Genomic DNA, 25,121 nt, shown 5'->3' with positions numbered 1-25,121 from the left:
ATTTGCAGATATACTCAGAGCAGCCTAAAACGGCAATGTAAGTGCTTTTTATCTTAGGGTAGCAAGGAGCTGGCACAGCCGTTTGAACGGTTTGTAGACTGGATAAACTCTAGCAAACTGTGCCCCAATAAAATGAATTCAGCTGACTCGCGAGCCATAAAGCGCGGGTTGGTCCTAGTTAGTCCAGTGTTAAATGAAAGGTGTTACATGAGTCTCTTTGATAACGTGATGATTATATTGTGCCTAATCGGCGCGAGTTGTTTCTTCTCTATGTCAGAAATTGCACTTGCCGCTTCACGTAAAATCCGTTTACGTCAATTGGCCGATGAGGGCGATGCCCGCGCAGAAAAAGTGTTGCAGTTACAAGCCGTTCCCGGCAGCTTTTTTACTGTGGTACAAATCGGGCTTAATGCCGTTGCCATCATGGGCGGTATCGTCGGTGAGTCGGCATTTCGACCTTATTTCTATGAATTACTATCGCCTTTGCTGACCGATCCTTGGTTGAGCCAACTGAGCTTTATTTTATCCTTTGTTGTCGTCACCAGTGCCTTTATTCTGGTGGCCGATTTGATGCCAAAACGCATTGCGATGGCGATGCCTGAGCCCGTCGCATTAGCCGTTGTTGGGCCTATGTCTTTCTGTATTGTGCTATTGCGTCCATTAGTATGGTTTTTCAATGGCATGGCGAGCGGCATCTTTAAACTGCTGCAAATCCCAACCGTGCGTAACGATGCTATCACCTCCGACGACATTTATGCTGTGATGAATGCGGGCGCCGAAGCTGGAGTTTTAGATCGCGGTGAACAACAGATGATGGAAAATGTGTTTGAAATGCAAACCGTTTCTGTAACGTCTGCCATGACGGCCCGTGAAAGCTTAGTGTACTTTTTACTGCAAGACAGCGAAGAAGATATCAAGCGTAAGATTTCTGAAGATCCCCATACTAAGTTCCTCGTCTGCGATGGTCAGTTAGATATGATTAAAGGCTTTGTTGATGCAAAAGAATTGCTGATCCGTGTGATCAACGGTGAGAATATCACCTTAAAAGGCAGTAATTTAGTCCACACTTCGCTGATTATTCCCGATACTTTGAGCCTGTCAGAGGCGATGGAATATTTTAAGAATAGCCGCGCCGATTTTGCCGTAGTAATGAACGAATATGCCTTAGTGGTGGGTATTGTCACGACCAACGATTTACAACGCGCCGTGATGGGGGCTTGGTCATTGCACGAGAGCGAAGAGCAGATTATCGCCCGCGATGGTAACTCTTGGTTAGTCGATGGGGTAACACCGATTACCGACGTGATGCGCGCCTTCGGCATCGAAGAATTCCCGCATAATCAAAACTACGAAACCATTGCCGGTTTTATGATGTATATGCTGCGTAAAATCCCTAAGCGTACCGATTTCGTCAACTATGCGGGCTATAAATTTGAGGTGGTCGATATCGATTCTTACAAGGTCGATCAGCTATTGGTGACCCGTATCGATCCTATCGATAAGCTCAACTCGCCGGATGTTTAAATCACATCCAAAAACGCATTGACTATGGGATCGTCGAGCCGCTTCACTTTACAGCAGCAACCTAACTCGAAGGGCGGTATTGCAACGGGAGAAGCGAGTAACTGGATACGATCCCGCACTGGGCTGTTATTGATTACCACTTCTGGGCTCATGCTCACGCCGCAGCCCAACGCCACCATTGAGGCGATCGCTTCTTGGCCCGAGACTTGGGCGTAAATATTAGGGCTGATGCCCATTTGTTTGAACCAGTTATCGGCGCGGCGACGTCCGGGCCCGTGGTCGGGAATGATAAAGGGCATACTCGACCAATCTATGGGCGTTTGGCTAATTTGCTGCTGCACCGCGCAGCGGATAGTCGGCGCGATAATCGACAGCGGCACATCGTCGATTTTGGCAAAGTGCAAGCTGCTCGGAAACGGATCGGGCAGGGCGGCGATGGCGATATCGGCGCGATTCTGTTGTACTTCGGCCAGGGCGTTCGCCGCATCTCCCGTGGTTAAGGCTATCTCGACGAAGGGATGTTCTTGGCGGAATAAATCCAATAAACCCGGTAAATGACTGTAGGCAGCAGTGACCGAGCAATACAGATTTAACCGACCGCGCAGTACGTCCTGCTTGAGATCGATACTGTGCTTGAGCGTGCTCCAATGGTTCAAAGTTTGCTCGGCAAACAGCTTAAACTCGCGTCCCGCGTGGGTTAAGGTCACGCTGCGATTATCCCGCTCTAACAGCTTAGCGTTCACTTCCTCTTCTAATCTTTGCAGAGCTCGGCTTAAGGTCGATGGGCTCACATGCATCTGCTCCGCTGTCTTGGCGAAGTGCAAACTGTCACATAAGTGCAGGTACAATTTGAGGGTACGAATATCCATGAGCTTATCCTGTTTAGTTTGAACTTAAGCCTAGCTTGAGTGACGGCGTGATTCGGTGCTGCATATTGGTGCCGATATTACTGTCAGTGTTATGAATCCATGATTGCCGTTGACGTTGCGCATAATGCAATATGAAGTTTCGAATATATCATTTTAAGCAATGATAAGCATGGGTTATAGTGATTTCAATCACAACCAAGCCGTAACATTATGTTAGTTTGGTTGCGTCCAAAATTTCTGACTTATAGGTGGTATATCAGATGGCTAACTATTTTAACTCTCTGAATTTACGTCAACAATTAGCACAGCTTGGCCAATGTCGTTTCATGGATCGTTCTGAGTTTAGCGACGGCTGTAACTACATAAAAGATTGGAATATTGTTATTTTAGGTTGTGGTGCTCAAGGTCTTAACCAAGGCTTGAACATGCGTGATTCGGGTCTGAATATCTCTTTTGCCCTGCGTCCTGAAGCGATTGAACAGAAACGTGCCTCATGGCAAAAAGCAACCGATAACGGTTTTTGTGTCGGTACCTTTGAAGAATTAATCCCTACGGCGGATCTGGTGCTTAACCTGACGCCGGACAAACAGCATTCCAACGTGGTTAACGCGGTTATGCCACTGATGAAGCAAGGCTCTACCTTGTCTTACTCACATGGCTTCAACATCGTTGAAGAGGGCATGCAAGTTCGTCCCGATATCACGGTAGTGATGGTTGCGCCTAAGTGCCCAGGCACTGAAGTGCGTGAAGAATACAAACGTGGTTTTGGTGTGCCTACCCTTATCGCGGTTCACCCAGAAAACGATCCAAACGGTGACGGCTTAGAGATTGCTAAAGCCTACGCCAGCGCAACGGGTGGCGACAGAGCCGGTGTTCTACTGTCGTCTTTTATCGCCGAAGTGAAGTCGGATCTGATGGGCGAGCAGACCATTCTGTGCGGTATGTTGCAGACGGGCGCCATCTTAGGTTACGAGAAAATGATCGCCGATGGCGTTGAGCCAGGTTATGCGGCCAAGCTTATCCAGCAAGGTTGGGAAACGGTCACTGAAGCGCTGAAACACGGCGGCATCACTAACATGATGGACCGTTTGTCTAACCCAGCCAAGATTAAAGCATTTGAAATTGCAGAAGATTTAAAAGAAATCCTCCAGCCATTATTTGAAAAGCACATGGATGACATCATCAGCGGCGAATTCTCTCGCACTATGATGCAAGACTGGGCGAACGATGATGCAAACTTACTGCGTTGGAGAGCCGAAACTGGCGAAACAGGTTTCGAAAATGCACCCGTATCGAGCGAGCATATCGACGAACAAACCTATTTCGACAAAGGTATTTTCCTTGTCGCTATGATCAAAGCGGGTGTGGAACTGGCGTTCGACACTATGGTGTCTGCGGGTATCGTGGAAGAGTCGGCTTATTACGAGTCACTGCACGAAACCCCACTTATCGCCAACACGATTGCCCGTAAGCGTTTGTACGAAATGAACGTAGTGATTTCAGATACCGCCGAATACGGTTGCTACCTGTTCAATCACGCCGCCGTGCCTATGCTGCGCGATTACGTTAATGCCATGTCACCTGAGTATTTAGGTGCTGGCCTGAAAGACAGCGCAACCGGTGTCGACAACCTAACGCTCATCGCAGTTAACGAAGCGATTCGTGAAACGGCAGTGGAATATGTTGGTGCTGAGCTTCGCGGTTACATGACAGATATGAAGAGCATTGTTGAGGCCTAATTGAGTTTTAGCTGAGATTTAGTTGAGCTTAAATTAAACCCAGCATTGGGGGAGAGAGTTGAGACTCAAAGGACTTGGGTCTCAGCTCAGTTCCCAAACAAGCTCAAGATAGTGAAACGCGCATCTTGAGCTTGCTTAGTGATAAATCAGTTTAGTGGAAACCAAATTTTTTCCTGTTCAGTGGGTTGTCGAGCGGGCAAAAACGACATTGTTAGTGAGTGAATAGTCAGTGAGTGAATCTTCGGTGAGCGTTCGATGGTGAATGGGCGTTCAGTGAATGAATCCAGCGGTAGGCGCATCGCGCCGACTGAGGCTCAACAGTTAACGTTTTACTTTGTTGTTTTGCATTGTCTCGGCAGGGAAGCTGAATTTTTTTTGACAAAAGATATTTTTTATTGTGTTTGGCCGTTGCTTTATGGTAAAGCTAATAGCTCGCGCTAGGGCAAAGCCCAAAGCGATACTAACTTTCATGCAATATCCCAATTTTAGAAACACCGATTAGGAATCCATATTGATGTTTAACCAAGCTGCCAAGCTCATTCTCGTGATTATTACCGTCGTGATTATTAAATCACAGCGGGGGCGGCGCATGGCGAACTGATAGACCTAAAAGGTTAAAAGTTTCGAAAGAACCCCCCGCTCCGAAAGGACCGGGGGGTTCTTCGTTTCAGGGCCTAGAGTAAGGTTCTAAGCTTCGAAAGAGTAAAAAATTAGCGTCGATTTTCGGCAATTCAGGACTAACGTAGCGAGAGAGAATATGGAACCAGGGCAGATGATCAGAGGCGCAGACGCGGTAATCAAAGTGTTAGCAGCACATGGAGTCACCACAGTGTTTGGTTACCCAGGTGGTGCCATTATGCCAATATACGATGCCCTCTATGGAAGCCCTGTTGAACATCTGCTCAGCCGTCACGAACAAGGCGCCGCCTTTGCGGCCGTAGGATACGCAAGAGCCAGCGGTAAAACCGGCGTGTGCTTTGCGACCTCAGGCCCAGGCGCGACTAACCTGATCACTTCCTTAGCCGACGCGCTGTTAGATTCAGTGCCTATCGTGGCCATTACGGGCCAAGTCTCTACCGCCGTTATCGGCACTGATGCGTTTCAAGAAATCGATGTGCTGGGCATGTCACTGAGCTGTACTAAGCACAGCTTTATGGTGACAAATATCAACGACCTGATCCCAACCTTGTATCAAGCCTTCGAAATCGCCGCATCCGGCCGCCCTGGCCCTGTGTTGGTCGATATCCCGAAGGATATCCAACTCGCTTACCTCGAATACCGTACACCTTTGCTGGCCGTCACCAACGAACCTCAAGCCGAAATGAGTGATATCGAGGCCGCCCGTGCGCTGTTGGCTGAGGCTAAACAACCTATGTTGTATGTCGGCGGCGGTGTGGGCATGGCGGGCGCGGTCGATCAACTGCGTGAGTTTATCAAAGTAACGGGTATACCTTCGGTCGCAACCTTGAAAGGGCTTGGCAGTATCGCCCACGGCACGCCAGGTTACTTAGGCATGTTAGGCATGCATGGTGGCAAAGCGGCTAACTTAGCGGTACAGGATTGTGATTTGCTGATCGTGGTGGGCGCCCGTTTCGACGACAGAGTCACCGGCCGTTTAGCGAGCTTTGCCGACAAGGCCAAAGTGATCCATTTAGACATAGACGCCGCTGAGCTGGGCAAGTTACGTATGCCAGAGGTGGCTATCGCCGGTGACTTACGCCAAATCCTCCCCACCTTAGCCATGTCGATGAACATTACGCCTTGGCAGGCCGAGGTGGAGCATTTATCCCGTAAACACCAATGGGATTATCAACACCCCGGCAGTTTGATTTACGCCCCTGCGCTGCTGCGCCGTTTAGCCAATAAGTTACCCGAGGACAATGTTGTTTGTTGCGATGTGGGCCAGCACCAAATGTGGGTGGCCCAGCATATGTGGTTCCGCCGTCCAGAGGATCACCTGTCCAGCGCGGGCTTAGGCACTATGGGTTTTGGTTTGCCCGCCGCGATTGGTGCGCAAGTGGCCCGTCCCGATGCCACTGTAGTGACTGTGTCTGGCGATGGTTCTTTTATGATGAATGTGCAGGAACTGACCACCATCAAACGCCGCAAGCTGCCAGTGAAAATCGTGCTGGTTGATAACCAAAAGCTTGGCATGGTGAAACAGTGGCAACAGCTATTCTTTGAAGAACGCTACAGCGAAACGGATTTATCCGATAACCCAGATTTTGTTTTATTGGCCTCCGCCTTTGATATCCCCGGCCGCACGATTTTCTCTTCCGACGAAGTGGAAGAAGCCTTAACCGAAATGTTAGCGGCTAAGGGCCCGTATTTGTTACACGTTGCAATCGACGATGCTTTTAACGTTTGGCCACTGGTGCCCCCCGGCGCATCAAACAGCGATATGATGGACGAAATGGAGAAACAAACATGATCCACTCTCTGGAATTAACGGTTCAACAACGCCCCGAAGTGCTTGAGCGTGTTTTGCGCGTGACTCGCCATCGTGGCTTTACGATTACCCAAATGCAGATGCGCATGAATGACGATGCGAGCCTGTCGCTGGATATGGAAGTCGATAGCGAACGTGCCATCGAACTGTTAAGTAATCAGCTGAATAAACTGATTGATGTGACTCAATGTAAGGTATTGTTACCGCTGAGCTTGCAACAAACGGCGAATGCTTAAGGCCTTGCTTAGGTGCATTTTAGTCCATGATGTTGAGTGACTATGAGTGCCAGATATTGAGGGGAATGCGGCAAGTGCAGCATTCACCATGTGAATTAAGAATACGATTTTCGATTTGAGATAAAGGATACAGTCAATGCCAAAGTTACGATCAGCTACCAGTACCGAAGGCCGCAATATGGCGGGTGCCCGCGCGTTATGGCGCGCCACAGGGGTGAAAGACAATGATTTTGGTAAGCCAATTATCGCTATTGCTAACTCCTTTACTCAGTTTGTACCGGGCCACGTGCACTTAAAAGACATGGGCTCACTCGTTGCAAGCGCCATTGAAGAAGCGGGCGGTATCGCAAAAGAATTCAATACCATTGCCGTCGATGACGGTATCGCCATGGGCCACGGCGGCATGCTTTACAGTCTGCCATCGCGTGAACTTATCGCCGACAGTGTGGAATACATGGTTAACGCCCACTGCGCCGATGCCTTAGTGTGTATCTCCAACTGCGACAAGATCACTCCCGGTATGTTGATGGCGGCGCTGCGCCTTAATATTCCCGTGGTGTTTGTGTCTGGCGGACCGATGGAAGCAGGCAAAACTAAGCTGTCGGATAAGCTCATCAAACTCGATTTAGTCGATGCTATGGTGGCGGGCGCCGACTCGAACGTGAGCGATGAAGACAGTGCCAAAATTGAGCGTAGCGCGTGCCCAACGTGCGGCTCTTGCTCGGGCATGTTTACCGCCAACTCAATGAACTGTTTAACCGAAGCACTAGGATTATCGCTGCCGGGTAACGGCTCTATGCTGGCAACCCACGCCGATCGCCGCGAGCTGTTTTTGGAAGCGGGTCGTCGCGTGATGGCGCTGGCAAAACGTTATTATCATCAAGATGATGAATCGGCATTGCCACGTAATATCGCAAATTTTAAAGCCTTCGAAAATGCTATGACCTTAGATATCGCCATGGGCGGTTCATCTAACACTGTATTGCATTTATTGGCCGCCGCGCAGGAAGCCGATGTTGATTTTACCATGGCGGATATCGACCGTATGTCGCGCCTTGTGCCGCACCTTTGTAAGGTTGCGCCATCGACGCCTAAATACCATATGGAAGACGTGCACCGTGCGGGTGGCGTGATGGGGATTTTAGGTGAACTCGACAGAGCCGGATTGTTGCATACCGATGTGTTCCATGTGGCGGCGGATGAGGGTGGCAATTTAAAGTCGGTGCTCGCCAAGTACGACATAATGCAAACCCAAGATGATGCGGTAAAACACTTCTTTATGGCGGGGCCTGCGGGCATTCCGACCACTAAAGCCTTTAGCCAAGATTGTCGCTGGCCGTCACTGGATAATGACAGACAAGAAGGCTGTATCCGTAGCCGCGAGTTTGCCTTCAGCCAAGAGGGCGGTCTTGCCGTATTGTCGGGTAATGTGGCCGAAAACGGCTGTATCGTTAAAACGGCGGGCGTGGATGAATCGAATCTGACCTTCATCGGCTCTGCTCGCGTCTATGAAAGCCAAGATGACGCAGTGGCGGGTATTTTAGGCGGTGAAGTGGTGGCGGGCGACGTGGTTGTTATTCGTTATGAAGGCCCGAAAGGCGGCCCAGGTATGCAAGAAATGTTGTACCCAACCAGTTACTTAAAATCACGCGGGCTAGGCAAGGCCTGCGCGCTGATCACCGACGGTCGTTTCTCCGGTGGTACTTCTGGTTTATCTATCGGCCACGTCTCACCCGAAGCTGCCGCTGGCGGCACTATCGCCTTGATTGAAAATGGCGATCGCATCGAAATTGATATACCCAAGCGCAGCATCAAGCTGGCGGTAAGCGATGCTGAACTCAATGCTCGCCGCGAAAAAATGCACAGTCTTGGCCCAATGGCGTGGAAACCTATTGGTCGCCAGCGTTATGTGTCACTCGCGCTTAAGGCCTACGCCATGCTCGCCACCAGTGCCGACAAGGGCGCGGTGCGCGATCGCAGTAAACTGGAGGACTAATTATGTTTACTGCATCTATGTTGCCACTCTCATCGCAAACTCAGGCGGATTTAGCCCATTTTCAGTTGGCACAAAGCTATCTGCAAAAAATCCTGTTGTCATCTGTGTATGACATAGCGAAAGTGACGCCGCTTTCCAGCATGAACAAGTTATCAGCGCGTTTGGGTTGTCAGGTATTTTTGAAGCGCGAAGATATGCAGCCAGTGCATTCCTTCAAGTTACGCGGTGCCTATAACCGTATCGCCCAACTGACGAAAGAAGAATGTCAGCGCGGCGTGGTATGTGCTTCGGCAGGCAATCATGCTCAGGGTGTGGCGATGTCAGCGGCGAGTCGCGGTGTGGATGCTGTGATTGTGATGCCTGAGACGACGCCCGATATTAAAGTCGATGCGGTGCGCCGTTTAGGTGGCAACGTGGTATTGCACGGCCAAGCCTTCGATCAAGCCAATGGTTTTGCAATGGCGATGGCCAAAGAAGAGGGCCGAGTCTATATCGCGCCCTTCGATGATGAAGCTGTGATCGCAGGCCAAGGCACTATCGCCCAAGAGATGTTGCAGCAGCAGCGCGATCTCGAAGTGGTATTTGTGCCCGTGGGCGGTGGCGGTTTAATCGCGGGTATTGCTGCCTATTACAAGGCGGTGATGCCGCAGGTGAAAATTGTCGGCGTCGAGCCAGAAGATGCCGCTTGTTTAAAGGCGGCGATGGAAGCGGGCGAACCTGTGACACTGGCGCAAGTCGGTTTATTTGCCGACGGTGTGGCGGTGAAGCGTATCGGTACTGAGCCGTTTCGAGTCGCCAAACTGTATGTCGATGAAGTAGTCACCGTCACCTCGGATGAAATCTGCGCTGCGGTGAAAGATATCTTCGAAGACACCCGTGCGATCGCCGAACCCGCAGGGGCTTTGTCCTTGGCTGGGCTTAAAAAATATGTCAGCGCCAATGCCAGTGGCGACAGCGGTAAAGGCGAGAAAGTCGCCGCGATTTTGAGTGGCGCGAATGTAAATTTCCACAGTCTGCGTTATGTGTCGGAGCGCTGCGAACTCGGCGAGCAAAAAGAAGCGGTACTGGCGGTGAAAGTCCCTGAACGTCCGGGAAGTTTCTTAAAGTTCTGTGAGTTACTCGACAAGCGGGTGATGACAGAGTTTAACTATCGTTTCAGTAGTCGCGATCTGGCCGTGGTGTTTGCCGGCATTCGCTTAAGCCGAGGCCAAGGCGAACTTGAACAAATCATCGCTACCTTAGAGGCTAACGATTTTGAAGTGCAGGATTTATCCGGCGATGAAACCGCGAAATTGCATGTGCGTTACATGGTCGGCGGTCATCCACCAGAGCCTTTAGAGGAGCGTTTATTTAGCTTTGAGTTTCCTGAACATCCCGGTGCGCTGCTGAAGTTTTTAACTACCTTGCAGAGTAAATGGAACATTAGTCTGTTCCATTATCGTAACCACGGCGCGGCCTTTGGCCGAGTGCTGGCGGGGTTTGAAGTACCCGCGAGTGATGCTTTGCCGTTCCAACAGTTTTTAACTGAGTTGGGTTTCGTCTATCAAGAGGAAACCCAAAGTCCTGCCTATCAGCTGTTTTTAAATGCGGGTAACGGCCACAAAGTCTTATAGCGTTCGCTGTGATGCAAATAGCTTAGATCGACGCGATGACATTTTAGGCAATGTTAGGCACAAGTTAAGTCAAAGTTAGGCTAAAGGAGGGGCGCACATGCGCCCTTTTTTGTGGTAGTTTTGTAGACTTAATACTCTAGCCGCCGATTAATACGTCACAGTTAAGTTACTGACTTAACCCGTTAACGATTAACGGGCAGTTTCTTAAAACAGAACGGCTAACGAATAACAACGAGACCTCGACCTGCACGCATTAAGGAGACATGATGTTACCAGCACCGCGTTTTACCGCTTTTAATCCTCCTCGCCGTATTTTGATGGGCCCTGGCCCGTCGGATGTTTATCCCGAAGTGCTTGCGGCGCAGTCCAGACCGACAATCGGCCACTTAGATCCGCTGTTTGTCGGCATGATGGATGAGCTTAAGAGCCTGATCCAATACGCCTTCCAAACTAAAAACGAAATGACTATGGCAGTATCCGCGCCGGGCAGTGCGGGCATGGAAACCTGTTTTGTTAACTTAGTCGAGCCGGGTGAGAAGGTGATTGTCTGTCGTAACGGTGTGTTTGGTGAGCGTATGCGCCAAAACGTCGAGCGCGTGGGCGCCATTGCAGTGCTGGTGGACAATGAGTGGGGCGCACCTGTCGACCCTGCTGCGGTGGAAGCTGCGTTGAAAGCCAACCCCGATGCCAAGTTTTTAGCCTTTGTGCATGCCGAAACCTCTACTGGTGCTTTGTCCGATGCCAAAACCTTGTGCGCATTAGCCAAACAATACGGTTGCTTATCAATCGTCGATGCTGTGACTTCCCTTGGCGGCGTCGAGTTAAGAGTCGATGAATGGGGCATAGATGCCATTTATTCTGGCAGTCAAAAGTGCCTCTCCTGTGTACCGGGTTTATCGCCCGTGTCTTTCTCGAGCGCAGCGGTAGAAAAACTCAAGAATCGTAAAACTCCTGTGCAAAGTTGGTTCCTCGATCAAAGTCTAGTGATGGCCTATTGGACCAGCGCGGGCGGCAAACGCAGTTATCATCACACTGCGCCAGTGAATGCCCTGTATGCACTGCATGAATCTCTGCGTATGTTGGCGGCCGAAGGCTTAGAGAATGCATGGCAACGCCATCACGAAATGCATTTAGTGCTGCGTGCTGGGCTGGAAAAGTTAGGGCTTAATTTTGTGGTTGCCGAAGATTATCGCCTACCGCAGCTGAATACGGTTTATATCCCAGCAGGTGTGGATGATGCCGCAGTGCGCACTCGTTTGCTGAAGGATTACAACCTCGAAATCGGCGCAGGCCTTGGCGCCCTTGCGGGTAAAGCATGGCGCATAGGTCTAATGGGCTTTGGTGCCCGCCGTGAGAATGTTTCTTTATGCCTCAAGGCATTAGAAGAAGTGTTGAACTAATATGCCAAGATTACGCTTTGCCCTTTGCGGCCTAATGATCGCTCTGCTCAGTGCCTGTTCGGTGAACAATACCAGCAATGCGTCCTGCGATTTTGTATGTGGAACCAACAATAATCAAAGTATGCGTGAGGCGAGCGGCCACGATACGGGCAGCGCCGATGAGCGACAAAAAGATGTCAGTATTGGCTTCTTGAGTGTCATCTTCGGCGGCATAAGCCGAGCACTTTCTTCCGATAAGTCATCGGATGGGAAATGCGTGTAATGCTGTGAGTGTTAGTTGTCTTTGAAATATTGAAAATCCCCGTAATGCGGGGATTTTTTTATTTTGTTAATAAAGTCACTTTTGGCAGCAGGTGATATTGATTAAGCACTGTCATTCCAGTGACACGCCATGAACTCATCCCTGAGGGCTCGACGGCGGCATCCATACCGCCAACGGTCACTTCCATGACAGTGCTTAATCCAGTTAAGCCCGTGGTATGCCTGATAGTCTGTTGTTTACAAATAGGGCATTTCAAAAATTTTAAAATAGGAGGTTCTTTAAAATTGTTAAATTTTATTGTAGTTGGAGATAACCTTTTCCAGCCTATAAAATAATGGTCTAAAACCTTCAAAGTTAATTTTTTTTCTATTTAATTTCACAACATCATTAGCAAAAATGTTTTTGCCATAAAATATATTTTTAGGCTCCTTTTTCTCTGTTGGGTCAAACTTTCTACCATTGACAACAGTTTCCCAAAGCTCTTTCTCGAAAAAATTTTCAATCATTGTGTCGTTTCCATCACTAAGGGGGGTAATGACAAGATATAGATTATGAACAACATGAACAAAGGTTGATGTTTTAACCGCATCACGAGTTGTAGACCCCTTCGTTTTTGGGGGTGAAAAAGTGCAGGTTTTAATCTTCTCTAATTCATTGATTATATCTTTCAATCCTTCATCATTATCAAGAATTATAATTACGGGGTGCTTAGGTTTGGGGGCTTTATATTGTATGTAATTTGAGTGGTAGTTTGCTATGAACATTGCCAAATATGATGTTCCTCCTGCTAACTCCAATAAGAATTTAGTTCTTTTTGTATAATTTAAAAATTTAATTTCAGTTTTGAAATCAGTAGTTTTAGTAGGCGGGGTTGCAAGTTTCTTAAAACTGCTAGACAATGCATGCAATGCAGATAACAAATAAACATTATCCGTTTTTCCTTCGCAAAGAATTGTAGGTTTATCAGAAGAATAAAAATTTTTATAAAATAAAAACTTGCTTAATATCTTTTCGCGCCCATTTAATAAAAGTTTTGTTCTAAAACCAAAGTTTCTATGAGTATAGTGGATACTTAAATTTTGAGGATAATTAACTCTATTGTAGTAATCGATAGAATCGATAAAATTCAATTGCCCTTCTAGCTCTAATAACGAACCTTCAATTTCTTGTCCATCTATTTCTTTCGTGAACCGCCCAGTGTTAAATAGTTTGTTACACATTGCTTTAGTTAACTGGCGATATTCTCGTTTAACCCCAACTTTTTTATTTACAATTAAACCAGTTACATCTTGTCTAGAATCTTTAAATTGAATTCTGGTCTTGCTATTATTAATGTTAAAACCAGATCTAGTTATCTCATGCAACAATCTTTGACTAGGTAAATACTCTCCGTCTTCAAAGTTCATGATTTGAATTGGGAATGTTGATTTTCTAGTTGAAAAAGTTATATCGTCAACATATCGGGTATATGTACAGGAGTATTTTTTTGCCAAAGATGCTAATCTAATATCTAACGAATGGGTTATCAAGTTTGTAATAACGGGGGAGCACGGGCTACCTTGAGGTAATTCATTATTAAAACAACAGATCTGAGCAATAGTTGTCGCAATTACCTCTTCAAGTAAAAAGCTATTGTTTTTAATGAAAAAGCCGCTAACTCGACCAAAATTGAAAGAACCAAAGAAATTTTCAAGATCGATATTAAGTACATTCTTCTTATTTTTATGCATCTCTGCATTAGTTATAATAGATCTCTCTCTGACAAAACCATGCGACAAAGAATTATTAACTCCATTGCGTTTATTTATATTGTCAATGCACTCTAGCAATAGGTTAGATAAATTTCGCTGCAATTGTTTTAATTTTTCATTGGGCGCACTGATTGATCTTTCTCCACCATTTTTTTTTGGTATTAAAAAAGATTTGTACCTTTGTTCAGGTATTGAATGGTAGAGCAAATGAGTAAAATGAGACGGGTTATAATTCAGTAAAATTGCTAAATCACGTCTAGTTTTGCAACTTTGCAATTTATCTATGGCATCCATAACCTATAAAACCTCATCACATTATTATGAAGGTAGCTTACGGGCACTCCTTCGCATAGTCAGAGACATTAGAAGTAATGTAACTATTCATAAGGCGAGTCTATCAGACATTTTTTTCACTGATTGCGATACGCAACCCAAAATCTGCCCGTAAGCTATAACCACGTTACATTAACATTATGATTTGTCAACGTATATTATAAAAAGATACGACAAGCATTTTCACGATGGCGGCTGTGTTAATGACTCTTTCAAAACAGTGTTTGCTGAGATGCTGCTTCGATCTTGGCATTTTTTCGGAGTTCTGGCGAATAGTGCGCACAATAGTTAACGAGATTGAGCACTGAAATTAACGAGCCACCCATTGTGAAATTTACAGAGTGTATGTTTGGTAGAGGGGGGGGCAGATTACTGTCGCGATTGGCAAGATTAAGCACTGGCATGGAAGTGACCGTCCGTGACAGGGATGTCACGGTCGAGCACACAGGGATGATGAGATGGACACCTCTTGTAAAGTAGGCGTCATTAACGCCATATTGAATCTGCAAGCTCAATATCAACAAAGGTGTCCACTATGAAAATTACTCTAATTGGTATCGATTTGGCAAAAAATGTTCTCCAGGTTTGTGGTGTTAATCAAGCAGGGAAAGCGGTATTTAATCGCACAATTAAACGCACCCAACTATTAAAAACGCTTGTGCAATATCCCGAGGCTGTCATTGCTATGGAAGCCTGTAGTGGCTCAAATTATTGGGGCAGAGAACTTATCTCTCAGGGTTTTGAGGTCAGATTAATTCCACCACAACATGTGAAACCATTCGTGAAAGGGAATAAAAATGACCGCAATGATGCTTTTGCTATATGTGAAGCGGCTCAACGTCCTAACATCATTTTTGTTAAACCAAGATCTTTAGAGCAGGTCGATGTGATCATTAGCCATCGGATCCGAGAGCGCCGTATTAGGGTCAGAACGGCATTAACTAATCAGATCCGTGGTTTATTAAGTGAATATGGCATCGTTATCCCTAAAGGTCGTGATCCACTTAACCTAGCACTTCCTGAGTTACTCGAAGATGCAAGTAACTCGCTTACCACTATCGCTCGTCGTTACATTAGGGAATTGCTCGATGAGCTTTATGCCATAAATGCTTCGATTAAGTCATTAGAAAAAGATATTCGGATACAAGCAAGAAATCATCCAGATACCAAACGGTTAACCGCAATACGAGGTGTCGCTGAGATTATTGCCACAGCAGCGGTATCCTTTGCTGGTGATGGCTCCAGTTATCAAAATGGTCGACATTTTTCTGCAAATTTAGGGCTCGTTCCAAAAGAGTTTTCAAGTGGTGGAAAACAGAAATTAGGTGGCATAACCAAGCGTGGTAACAGCTATCTAAGGCGTCAGTTAATTCAAGGTGCATGGTCTGTCATACGCTACGCAACAAACAACGATGATAGGCTGTCTGTATGGGCGAGAAATATCATTGAACGAAGAGGCAAGCAAAAAGCAGCTGTGGCAGTTGCAAATAAACTGGCGAGGATAATTTGGGCGATGCTCTACTATAAAACAGAGTACAGAGCCTGTTAACTAAATGAAGCAATAACATACCCTAAAAAACCGAACACAATTAATGAAGTAACAGGTAATACCGGCCTTTGCAAATGCTGAGAGAGTATAAGGAGTTATAACTCCGAAGGGACGATAAGCAGCAAAGGCGCGGTTCTCATTAAGGCCAGAGAACAAAGATTCTCACAAACAGGTCGGATATACGTACGCAGTATTACTTTCTGTTACTCATAAAGTGGTTGATCTGTTCGAGGTGTCCATATATGTGCTTGCTGCGTGTCACTGTAATGACAGTGCTTAATCATTTCTCACATTACATAGTCAGAACTGACGTGTCTTTTGTCGCATTCTTAGTCGAGTCATGTTGAACAATTAGGGATGAAGCCCCACGACTTTGATTTCGATTTAGAAGAACAAACGAAGTTTGTAAGCCTAGGCCCCTCTTTTGATAGTTGACATATAATGTCATCCCGCTATGATGCCGACACCACAGGTTATACAAACAAAGATCTTATAAATGAAAAAGTTATTAATTATGTTTGCGATGATTTTTGCGGTTAGCTTGGTTGCTAGTCCAGTCGCAGAAGCGAAAAAGTTCGGCGGTAGTAAGTCTATTGGCAAGAGTCATCAAACAGCGCCTGCTCAACCAGCGGCGACTAACACACCGACTACGGCACCAGCGGGAGCGCCGGGCAAGAAAGGTATGATGGGCGGCATGTTAGGCGGTTTATTAGCGGGTGGCTTATTGGCGGCGTTGTTTATGGGCGGTGGTTTTGAAAATATTCAAATCATGGATATTTTGATTATCGGTTTGCTGGCATTCGTACTATTCAAAATTGTCCGTACTGTGATGGCCTCAAAAGCGGGGGCGCAGCAAAGACCAGCCTACGCGGGAGCAGGCCAACCCAATCCGAATATGCAGCGCCAACAGACTGAACAAACAGGTTTTGCCACCAATGCAAACAGCGGCAGCAATGGTTTTGGCCAAGCGACAAGCGCAGTTCCTTTTGATTTGCCTGCCGGTTTTGATTTACCCGGCTTTTTGGAAGGTGCTCGTAGCCACTACAAAACCTTGCAATTGGCGTGGAATGAAAACGACTTAAGCAAAATCCAAGAGTATGTTTCTATTGATCTTTACAATGAACTCAGCAACCAACGTCGCGAGTTAGTTGGCGATCAGCACACTGAAGTGATGTTTTTGGATGCCGAACTCGTCCGCGCCACACACAATGCAAATCTTGCGGAAGTGAGCGTTAAATTTAGCGGCCGCTATCGCGATACCGTTGAAGGCGTAGAAGAGGACATTAAGGAAATCTGGCATTTAGAGCGTAACGTAACGCAAGCCAATTCACCTTGGTTGATTGTCGGTATCGAACAGTAACCTGCCCGTCTTCAAAAGCAGCCTTAATCTCTTAAGGCTGCTATTTATATCCCCTTGAGTTCCTATCCAGCCTTCCCTCAGTAGTTCAACGTTATTGATAGATAGAAAGAAGCCACCGCTTAGGTCAGATTACTGCGACTGATATAGCAGTCACTTTTATAGCAATTACTAATCAGGGTTCATTTTTCAATCAAGCCAGTTTTAACTTTGTTAACCCAACCGCTTAAGTGTGATCAAGATCTCATTTTTGATGCTAATAAGCTGCAAAACCTTCAATAAGTTCTTACAGTTCCTGCCATCGAAACGATTGCGCAAACGGTTCGCTTGTGTTTTATCACTGCGATTTTCTACAAAATCCCTAGGTGAATTGCCAAGAATGCCGTTGAGTGCGACTTAAGCTGTGGGAATTAAAATGAAAAAAACAACCCTACTCAACCCTGCTTTATCAGCTCTAGTGGCTCATTGCGGTCACTTTGACGAAATAACGATCTGTGATGCTGGCTTGCCGATCCCTGCCAATGTTGAACGTATCGACATGGCGTTATCACCCGGTGTGCCCGATTTACTCGCCTGTATTGATGCCATCTTGAGTGAACTGCAGTTGCAATCAGTGATCTTAGCGCAAGAAATCATTGAGATTAATCCGCAAGTACATCAACAAATTTTGGATCGGATTGCGCAAGAGCATCAGCTCAGTGGCCGCCAGATTGATATCACTTATATCAGCCATGACGCCTTTAAACGACAAAGTCATAACAGTCGCGCCATAGTGCGCAGTGGTGAGTGCAGCCCTTACGCCAATGTGATTTTCAGTTGTGGTGTGCCCTTTTAACGGCGTCTCCTTTTAACGGAATAGGATAAGGGTCTGATAGATATGCAATCAGCCATTCTCAAATTAGACAAGATAGTCAAAACTTTCCCTGGGGTTAAGGCGTTAGATGGTGCCAGCTTGCAGGTTTATCCCGGTAAGGTGATGGCCTTAATGGGTGAAAACGGTGCCGGTAAATCGACGTTAATGAAGGTGCTGACAGGCATTTATCAAAGCGATAGCGGCAGTATTGAATACCAAGGGCAAGCGGTTAAATTTAGTGGTCCACGTCAATCACAATTGGCGGGAATTAGCATTATTCACCAAGAGCTTAACTTGATCCCTGAGTTATCTATTGCTGAGAACATCTTTTTAGGTCGTGAGCCTTGCCATCGTTTTGGGGCTATTAATTGGCAAGCCATGTATCAGCAAGCCGATAAGTTGCTTGCGCGTTTAGATGTGAAACACAGTAGCCGTACTTTACTGGGGCAGTTGAGTTTAGGGGAGCAACAACTGGTTGAAATTGCGAAAGCAATTTCCTTTGAGTCCAAGGTCATCATTATGGATGAACCGACGGATGCACTCACGGATGTGGAAACTTTGAGCCTGTTTCGGGTGATTAACGAGCTTAAACAGCAAGGTTGCGGCATCGTTTATATTTCCCATCGTCTTAAAGAAATCTTCACTATTTGTGATGATGTGACCGTGCTCAGAGACGGCCAATTTATTGCCGAACGCAGCATAGATGATTTAAGTGAAGATACCATGATTGAGCTGATGGTTGGTCGCCAGCTTGATGAGCAATATCCCTATCAAGATCATCGCCAAGACAGCGTGTGTCTTGAGCTGAAAGAGCTGTGCGCCGCTGATTCATCTGCGGTGAGCTTTAAGCTTAAGCAAGGGGAGTTACTCGGTATTGCAGGGCTTATGGGGGCGGGTCGAACTGAGCTGATGAAGCTGATTTTTGGCGCGATTCCAATTCGATCGGGCAACATTTTATTGAATGGTCAGCCGCTGAATATTAAGTCAAGCCAAGACGCCCTTGCTAATGGCATTGCCTATATTTCTGAAGACAGGAAAGGCGATGGCTTGTTGCTGGAACTCTCGGTGAAAGAAAATATGTCGCTGTGCAGTTTAGGGGAATTGTCGCAGTTTGGACAAATTCAGCATAAGCGTGAACAAGCCAAAGTAGCGGAATTTATTAATGCTTTTAATATAAAAACGCCGACACAAGATCAAGCGATTGGTTTGTTATCTGGTGGTAATCAACAAAAAGTCGCCATCGCTAAGGGGTTAATGACTCAACCTAAGGTATTGATCTTAGATGAGCCAACCCGTGGGGTAGATGTTGGCGCGCGTAAAGAAATTTACCAACTGATTAATCAATTTAAAGCTCAAGGTCTTGCCGTGATCATGGTGTCATCCGATATGCCCGAACTACTGGGTTTAAGCGATCGCATTTTAGTGATGCACCAAGGTCAAATCAGCGCTGAATTTGAGCGCCATCAAGCTGGACAAGAACAAATACTGGCCGCTGCCGTCGGTAAATACCAAACAGAGGGAACCCTATGAAGCCTGTAAGCACTAACCCTGCGGCTGTGCCATCGCCACAAAGCGTGCGTGTTAAAGCTTGGATGATTGAGCAAAAGTCACTTTTGGCTTTGCTATTTTTAATTGCGCTCGTGTCTATGCTTAACCCACATTTTTTCAGCCTTGATAACCTGCTGAATATATTTAGACAAACCTCAGTCAATGCGATTATTGCCGTAGGTATGACGTTAGTTATCTTAACCGCGGGTATCGATTTAAGTGTGGGCTCTGTATTGGCCCTGTGCGGTGCACTCGCTGCCACCTTAATTGGTATGGAAATTCCGGTCGTTGTTGCTGTGCCGACGGCACTGGTTGCAGGTGCGGGTTTAGGTGCAATCAGCGGCATCATTATCGCTAAAGGCAAAGTGCAGGCGTTTATTGCAACCTTAGTGACCATGACATTGCTGCGTGGCGTAACCATGGTATATACCGATGGCCGCCCAGTTTCGACTGGCTTTACCGACGTTGCCGATCAATTTGCTTGGTTTGGTACGGGCAATGCTCTCGGTATTCCTGTGCCTGTCTGGCTGATGGTGATTGTGTTTGCTGCCGTGTGGTATCTGCTTAATCACACTCGCTTTGGACGCTACATTTATGCAGTGGGTGGCAATGAGTCAGCAGCTAAACTGTCGGGTATCAATGTTGATCGCGTCAAGATAGGGGTCTATGCACTCTGCGGCACCTTGGCGGCATTAGCGGCCATTATCGTAACTTCGCGTTTATCATCGGCGCAGCCGACTGCGGGTACGGGTTATGAACTCGATGCGATTGCTGCAGTTGTGCTGGGGGGCACTAGTTTAGCGGGGGGGAAAGGCCGGATTATGGGCACCTTAGTTGGCGCCTTGATTATTGGCTTCTTGAATAACGCGTTGAACTTGCTCGATGTATCTTCGTATTACCAAATGATAGTCAAAGCCAGTGTGATCTTGTTGGCTGTGATGGTCGATAACAAACATAAATAATAAGGTTAACTATATGAAATTTTTAAATATTGCCATTAAGGCTAGCGTGTTGTCTCTCTCTTTAACGTTGGCTAACAGTGCTTTTGCACAAGACACGTTAGCTATGGTGGTATCAACCCTTAATAATCCTTTCTTCGTGACGATGAAAGAAGGAGCCGAAGCTAAAGCACAAGAACTGGGCTATCGCTTGATCGTACTCGATTCGCAAAATGATCCCAGCAAGGAATTAGCCAATGTGGAAGATTTGGTTGTGCGTGGCGTCAAGGTGATATTGATTAACCCAACCGATTCCGATGCGGTAGCGAATGCCATTCGTCTTGCGAACAACAGTAATATTCCGGTCATGACCTTAGACCGTGGCGCTAATCACGGCAAAGTGGCCAGCCATATTGCCTCTGACAATGTGGCCGGTGGCAAACTGGCCGCTGAGTTTATTGCTCAACGCTTAGGTGCCGATGCCAAGGTAATCCAATTAGAAGGTATTGCAGGAACGTCGGCGGCGCGTGAGCGTGGCGAAGGTTTCAGCAAGGGGGCGGCTGAGCATAAGCTGACAATTTTAGCGAGCCAACCTGCAGATTTTGACCGTACTAAAGGTTTGAACGTACTTGAAAACCTATTGATTTCTAACAGCAATGCCAATGGAGTATTTGCCCAGAATGATGAAATGGCACTTGGTGCCGTACGTGCTGCGCAAGCTGCGGATAAATCATTACTGATTGTTGGTTTCGATGGCACCAAAGAAGGTATTGCCATGGTTAAGCGTAAACGCCTCGCGGCGACGATAGCCCAACAACCAGAATTGATTGGTGCCTTAGGGATTGAATCTGCCGACAAGCTGTTAAAAGGCCAAGCTGTTGAGGCATTTATTCCAGTGCCATTAAAAGTTATCAGCGAATAATTAAGGGAAACGTAATGAGTCAACTTGTTGTATTAGGCAGTGTTAATGCCGACCACGTGGTACAAGTGCCTAGTTTTCCTCGTCCGGGTGAAACCTTGACTGCATCGGGATATCAAGTGATTGCTGGTGGTAAAGGGGCGAATCAAGCCGTTGCCGCAGCACGCTTGGGTGCCGATGTCGCGTTTATCGCCTGTGTGGGTGATGATGATTTTGGTCTGCGGGTATACAAAGAATATCAAGCCTTAGGGATGGATATTTCAGGATTGATGATTGTCAGCAACATGACCACAGGTGTCGCGATGATCCAAGTTGCTGATAGCGGTGAAAACAGCATTTGTATCGCCCCCGGTGCTAATGCGGCGTTAACGCCTGCGCTTTTGGCTCCGCATCAGCATTTAATTAGTCAGGCAGATATCCTGCTGATGCAACTAGAAACGCCGTTAGAGACCATCTTCAGTGCAGCGACTATGGCTAAGGATGCGGATACGTTAGTGGTGTTGAATCCTGCACCGGCTATGGAGTTAGCCGATGAACTGCTGGCGAAGGTGGATATCATTACCCCTAATGAAACCGAAGCTGAATTGCTGACGGGTATTAAGGTTGATAGCATTGACAGTGCTGCGCTTGCCGCAGCACATCTGCATGCTAAAGGCATAGCCATAGTGATGATCACCTTAGGCAGTAAAGGCGTGTATGTCAGCGAGCATGGTCAAGGCCAGCAAATCGTAGGTTTCAGTGTTACAGTGAAGGACACGACAGCCGCAGGTGATACCTTCAATGCGGGCGTGTTAACTGGATTGTTGCAGAGCAAAACCTTAAATGAGGCTATTGTCTTTGCCCATGGCGCCGCGGCGATTAGCGTTAGCCGCTTTGGTGCGCAAACTTCTATCCCGTTACTCGCAGAAGTGGATGCCTTTTTAGCGGAACAAGTTCGATAATATAATCTTGGTAATACTCATCACTTTGTCACTTATACAGTTGCAGAGTGATACTTAAGCCTCTCATAGTTAAATGATATTTAGGAACCTCAAGCACGCCCATGGCTACCATTAAAGACATCGCTAGGCTCGCACAAGTATCAACATCCACAGTGAGTCATGTGCTTAATAACACTCGCTTCGTGAGTGACACAGTGAAAGATCGAGTATTAGCCGCGGTTAAAGAGCTCAACTATGCGCCATCGGCATTAGCTCGCAGTCTTAAAACCAAGAATACCCGTACTTTTGGCATGTTGGTCACGACTTCTACTAATCCCTTTTTTGCCGAAGTGGTTAAAGGGGTTGAAGCACACTGTTATCTGAATGGCTATAGCTTGATTTTGTGTAATACAGAGGGTGATGCCGAGCGTATTCGTTTTAGTTTGTCCACCTTACTGCAAAAGCAAGTAGATGGTTTATTGTTGATGTGCAGTGAGGCTGAGGCTCCCGCCTTTGCCCAACTTAGCAGTCAGCCAAACTTGCCTACAGTGGTAATGGATTGGGGGCCGACAGATTTTCAATGCGATAAAATTCAAGATAACTCCCGCCAAGGTGGTTATTTAGCGACCCGTTATTTAATTGAACAAGGGCATAAAGAGATCGGCTGTGTCAGTGGCCCATTAGATAAACTCCCTTCTCAACAACGATTAGCTGGCTTTATCGATGCCATGACAGAGGCGAATTTACCGCTACCCCCTCACTGGCAAATAAGCGGTAACTTTGAATGTGATGGTGGCGAAGCTGCATTTGGGTGTTTGATGCAAGCCCCCACACTCCCAACGGCGATGTTTGTAAGTAACGATATGATGGCTATGGGATTTATTCATGCGGCCTATAATGCGGGAGTAAGTATTCCTGCGCAGCTGTCGGTGATTGGCTACGATGATATTGAATTAGCGCGCTATTTAACGCCAGCATTAACAACTATTCACCAGCCGAAACAACAGCTTGGGCGCACAGCCGTCGAAGTATTACTTGAACGCCTTAATAATCCAGGTGCTAGCAAGACTATTCAATTAGAGCCAAGCTTAGTGATCCGTAACACGGTCAAATCACTGCTCTAATTTTTAGTGGGTGAGCCGATGAGTTCGGTGCTTAGGTCAATCGGTAGCTTAGTTTCAGAGAAAAATCCCCGCACTTAGCGGGGATTTTTGCTTTTTAAAGGGTTACACAAATTGCCTGATAGCGATCGCGATAATCAGGACTGGGCACACATACTTCACGTACCTTGGCCAAATGCGCCAGAAGAGTCCTGTGGTATTAACATCATCTTGTCCACGAATCGCCTTGAGTAATTGTGTTTGGCGCCAAATCCAACCTAAGTAAATCGCAATGCCGAGGGCGACCAGCGGCTGTGCGATTTGAGTGGTGAGCATAATAGTGAAGCTAAATAACGTCTCAAAAAATACCGCCAGTAATAGGGATAATGAGGTCAGCAATAGGCCGATGATCAAGGTGGCGCGCTGGCGACTGAGTCCGAATTTTTGCATCACATAGCTAGTCGGGACTTCGGCGATGGAAATGGCAGAAGTCAGGCCGGCGATGATCAGCAGAATAAAGAACACCACGCTGATGATGAGGTTGGCGGTGTATCCTAAGGTCGAAAATAAAGCGGGTAAAACAGTAAACACCAATGCATCCGAATCGAGTAATTTACCCTCGGCGTTAAAAATCTCCACGCCATTGTGCTGGGCCACATACATGGCTGGGATAATCAAGAAAGCGGCGAGAAAGGCGATGCCACTATCGGTAAAGGCAACCCAGACAGTCAGCTTGGCGATATTCTCTTTTTGGCTCAAATAGCTGCCATAAACCATCATGGCACCTGTGCCTATGGTGAGGGAGAAGAAGGTTTGTCCGAGCGCGCTGATCAAGGTATCAGGCGCCAGTGCCTTGGCAAAGTTAGGCGTTAATAGTGCGGTAATACCTTCGCTCGCACCATTAAGGGTGAAGATATACGCCACGCCTGCGATCAGCATGATCAACAATAACGGCATCAAGCGTTTCGACCATTTTTCTATGCCTTCTTGCACGCCTTGCAGCAATACCAGAAACACGAGTGTGCTGAAGATCAGCGTGAACACCAGATTGCGCGATAGCGAGAAATCCACTAACCAAGCTGCGGTGTCGTTCGAGCCCAAAGCTGTGGCAATCGGGGCGATGGCGTAGCTGACAAACCAGCCAGAAAGAATGCTGTAGAAGGTATAGATCAATCCTGCTGTGACGATGGAAATCAAACCTATCGCCTTGCCTAAATTGCGAGTTAGGGTGTTGAAGCCGAGCTTGCCCATGGCATCGGCGGGATTGGTCTGTCCGTGGCGGCCTATCATGAGTTCGGCCATTAACATGGGAATGCCTAGGATGAAAATCAGGACCAGGTAAACCAGTAAAAAGGCACCGCCGCCATGGGTGGCTGCTTGGGTGGGGAATCCCCAGATGTTACCTACACCAACGGCGCTACCGGCTGCCGCCATGATAAAACCTAAGCGTGAGCTGAAGTGGTTAGTCGAACTTGTATTGGCCGATTGCATTATGCCTCCCGTAAAAAGAAGGCGTATCTTAGGCGGATAAACAAGAAGTTCAACGCAATTTTAGTGCGTTAAAATGATGTTAATCGGCAATTTATATTCTCATTTTGCTGATATTTTGGTGTTGTGTTTCGCCAGTAGGCTTTATGCGAGACTATATTGCGAGTGACGACAACTCGCGACCTCACTTTAGCGAATAATTGCGATGATAAAAATGCAATGAATTGTGATCTTATGGTCAAAAAATACCGTATGGCAGAATCTTAGTGGGTATTTT

The 25,121-nt window shown here is 46.9% G+C and carries 20 protein-coding genes; 16 read left to right on the top strand and 4 right to left on the bottom strand.

The annotated features are described in order from the left end of the window. Nucleotides 1-207 precede the first annotated feature (207 nt). Entirely contained in the window at nt 208-1,524 is a 1,317-nt protein-coding gene (locus tag OX890_RS00235) for a hemolysin family protein (RefSeq protein WP_107946304.1), read from the top strand. On the opposite strand, the gene ilvY is transcribed toward OX890_RS00235, so the two are convergent. Continuing rightward, on the bottom strand, nt 1,521-2,393 hold the full coding sequence (gene ilvY, locus OX890_RS00230) for an HTH-type transcriptional activator IlvY (RefSeq protein WP_268649898.1): 873 nt from the start codon (nt 2,391-2,393) through the stop codon (nt 1,521-1,523). The genes OX890_RS00235 and ilvY overlap by 4 nt on opposite strands. A 260-nt stretch (nt 2,394-2,653) precedes the next feature. Between ilvY and ilvC the strand changes: the two genes are divergently transcribed. The 7 genes from ilvC (at nt 2,654) to OX890_RS00195 (ending at nt 12,088) form a co-directional block, all read left to right on the top strand. Further along, nucleotides 2,654-4,132, top strand: a complete 1,479-nt coding sequence (gene ilvC, locus OX890_RS00225) for a ketol-acid reductoisomerase (RefSeq protein WP_259483683.1) — start codon at nt 2,654-2,656, stop codon at nt 4,130-4,132. Nucleotides 4,133-4,889: 757 nt separating this feature from the next. Beyond that, nucleotides 4,890-6,563: an acetolactate synthase 2 catalytic subunit gene (ilvG, locus tag OX890_RS00220; RefSeq protein ID WP_172599625.1), complete on the top strand. Its 1,674-nt coding sequence runs from the start codon at nt 4,890-4,892 to the stop codon at nt 6,561-6,563. Continuing rightward, the gene (ilvM, locus tag OX890_RS00215) at nt 6,560-6,817 is read left to right on the top strand and encodes an acetolactate synthase 2 small subunit (RefSeq protein ID WP_006083459.1); all 258 of its coding nucleotides are present in this window, start codon (nt 6,560-6,562) and stop codon (nt 6,815-6,817) included. The genes ilvG and ilvM overlap by 4 nt, the downstream gene beginning before the upstream one ends. A gap of 136 nt (nt 6,818-6,953) precedes the next feature. After that, nucleotides 6,954-8,813 (top strand): dihydroxy-acid dehydratase, encoded by a 1,860-nt coding sequence (gene ilvD, locus OX890_RS00210; RefSeq protein WP_126492994.1) that lies wholly within the window; start codon nt 6,954-6,956, stop codon nt 8,811-8,813. A gap of 17 nt (nt 8,814-8,830) precedes the next feature. After that, complete coding sequence (gene ilvA, locus OX890_RS00205) at nt 8,831-10,426, top strand: threonine ammonia-lyase, biosynthetic (RefSeq protein ID WP_126493550.1); 1,596 nt, start codon at nt 8,831-8,833, stop codon at nt 10,424-10,426. 266 nt (nt 10,427-10,692) lie between these two features. Continuing rightward, nucleotides 10,693-11,826: a pyridoxal-phosphate-dependent aminotransferase family protein gene (locus OX890_RS00200; RefSeq protein ID WP_126493549.1), complete on the top strand. Its 1,134-nt coding sequence runs from the start codon at nt 10,693-10,695 to the stop codon at nt 11,824-11,826. Between the two features lies 1 nt (nt 11,827). Further along, a complete protein-coding gene (locus OX890_RS00195) occupies nt 11,828-12,088 on the top strand; it encodes a hypothetical protein (RefSeq protein ID WP_268649897.1) in 261 nt (86 codons plus the stop codon). Between the two features lie 58 nt (nt 12,089-12,146). Here OX890_RS00195 and OX890_RS00190 read toward each other — a convergent pair whose 3' ends face one another. Together OX890_RS00190 and OX890_RS00185 are read right to left on the bottom strand one after the other, a co-directional pair. Beyond that, nucleotides 12,147-12,275: a hypothetical protein gene (locus tag OX890_RS00190; protein WP_012090428.1), complete on the bottom strand. Its 129-nt coding sequence runs from the start codon at nt 12,273-12,275 to the stop codon at nt 12,147-12,149. A gap of 100 nt (nt 12,276-12,375) precedes the next feature. Continuing rightward, nucleotides 12,376-14,133: a retron Ec67 family RNA-directed DNA polymerase/endonuclease gene (locus OX890_RS00185; RefSeq protein WP_071940608.1), complete on the bottom strand. Its 1,758-nt coding sequence runs from the start codon at nt 14,131-14,133 to the stop codon at nt 12,376-12,378. A 574-nt stretch (nt 14,134-14,707) separates the two neighbouring features. Here OX890_RS00185 and OX890_RS00180 point away from each other — a divergent pair. The 8 genes from OX890_RS00180 to OX890_RS00145 all read left to right on the top strand — a co-directional run bounded on the left by OX890_RS00180 (nt 14,708) and on the right by OX890_RS00145 (nt 23,380). Further along, the gene (locus tag OX890_RS00180; protein ID WP_107946627.1) at nt 14,708-15,721 is read left to right on the top strand and encodes an IS110 family transposase; all 1,014 of its coding nucleotides are present in this window, start codon (nt 14,708-14,710) and stop codon (nt 15,719-15,721) included. Between the two features lie 496 nt (nt 15,722-16,217). Continuing rightward, nucleotides 16,218-17,081, top strand: a complete 864-nt coding sequence (locus OX890_RS00175; RefSeq protein WP_126492992.1) for a Tim44 domain-containing protein — start codon at nt 16,218-16,220, stop codon at nt 17,079-17,081. Nucleotides 17,082-17,493: 412 nt separating this feature from the next. Further along, a complete protein-coding gene (gene rbsD, locus OX890_RS00170) occupies nt 17,494-17,913 on the top strand; it encodes a D-ribose pyranase (RefSeq protein WP_107402826.1) in 420 nt (139 codons plus the stop codon). A gap of 42 nt (nt 17,914-17,955) precedes the next feature. Beyond that, nucleotides 17,956-19,461 (top strand): ribose ABC transporter ATP-binding protein RbsA, encoded by a 1,506-nt coding sequence (gene rbsA / locus OX890_RS00165; RefSeq protein ID WP_107402825.1) that lies wholly within the window; start codon nt 17,956-17,958, stop codon nt 19,459-19,461. Next, nucleotides 19,458-20,441, top strand: a complete 984-nt coding sequence (gene rbsC, locus OX890_RS00160; RefSeq protein WP_006084428.1) for a ribose ABC transporter permease — start codon at nt 19,458-19,460, stop codon at nt 20,439-20,441. The genes rbsA and rbsC overlap by 4 nt, the downstream gene beginning before the upstream one ends. A 13-nt stretch (nt 20,442-20,454) precedes the next feature. Then, on the top strand, nt 20,455-21,339 hold the full coding sequence (gene rbsB, locus OX890_RS00155; RefSeq protein WP_107402823.1) for a ribose ABC transporter substrate-binding protein RbsB: 885 nt from the start codon (nt 20,455-20,457) through the stop codon (nt 21,337-21,339). Between the two features lie 14 nt (nt 21,340-21,353). Beyond that, entirely contained in the window at nt 21,354-22,277 is a 924-nt protein-coding gene (rbsK, locus tag OX890_RS00150; protein ID WP_107402822.1) for a ribokinase, read from the top strand. Nucleotides 22,278-22,378: 101 nt separating this feature from the next. After that, nucleotides 22,379-23,380: a substrate-binding domain-containing protein gene (locus OX890_RS00145; protein WP_107402821.1), complete on the top strand. Its 1,002-nt coding sequence runs from the start codon at nt 22,379-22,381 to the stop codon at nt 23,378-23,380. A gap of 102 nt (nt 23,381-23,482) precedes the next feature. Here the strand turns inward: OX890_RS00145 and OX890_RS00140 are convergent, their stop codons facing one another. Further along, nucleotides 23,483-24,847, bottom strand: a complete 1,365-nt coding sequence (locus tag OX890_RS00140; RefSeq protein WP_268649896.1) for a sodium-dependent transporter — start codon at nt 24,845-24,847, stop codon at nt 23,483-23,485. Between the last annotated feature and the right edge of the window lie 274 nt (nt 24,848-25,121).

The organism is Shewanella sp. DAU305 (assembly GCF_026802235.1).
GTDB lineage: Bacteria > Pseudomonadota > Gammaproteobacteria > Enterobacterales > Shewanellaceae > Shewanella > Shewanella baltica.
This window is presented reverse-complemented; position numbering and strand designations above follow the sequence as displayed.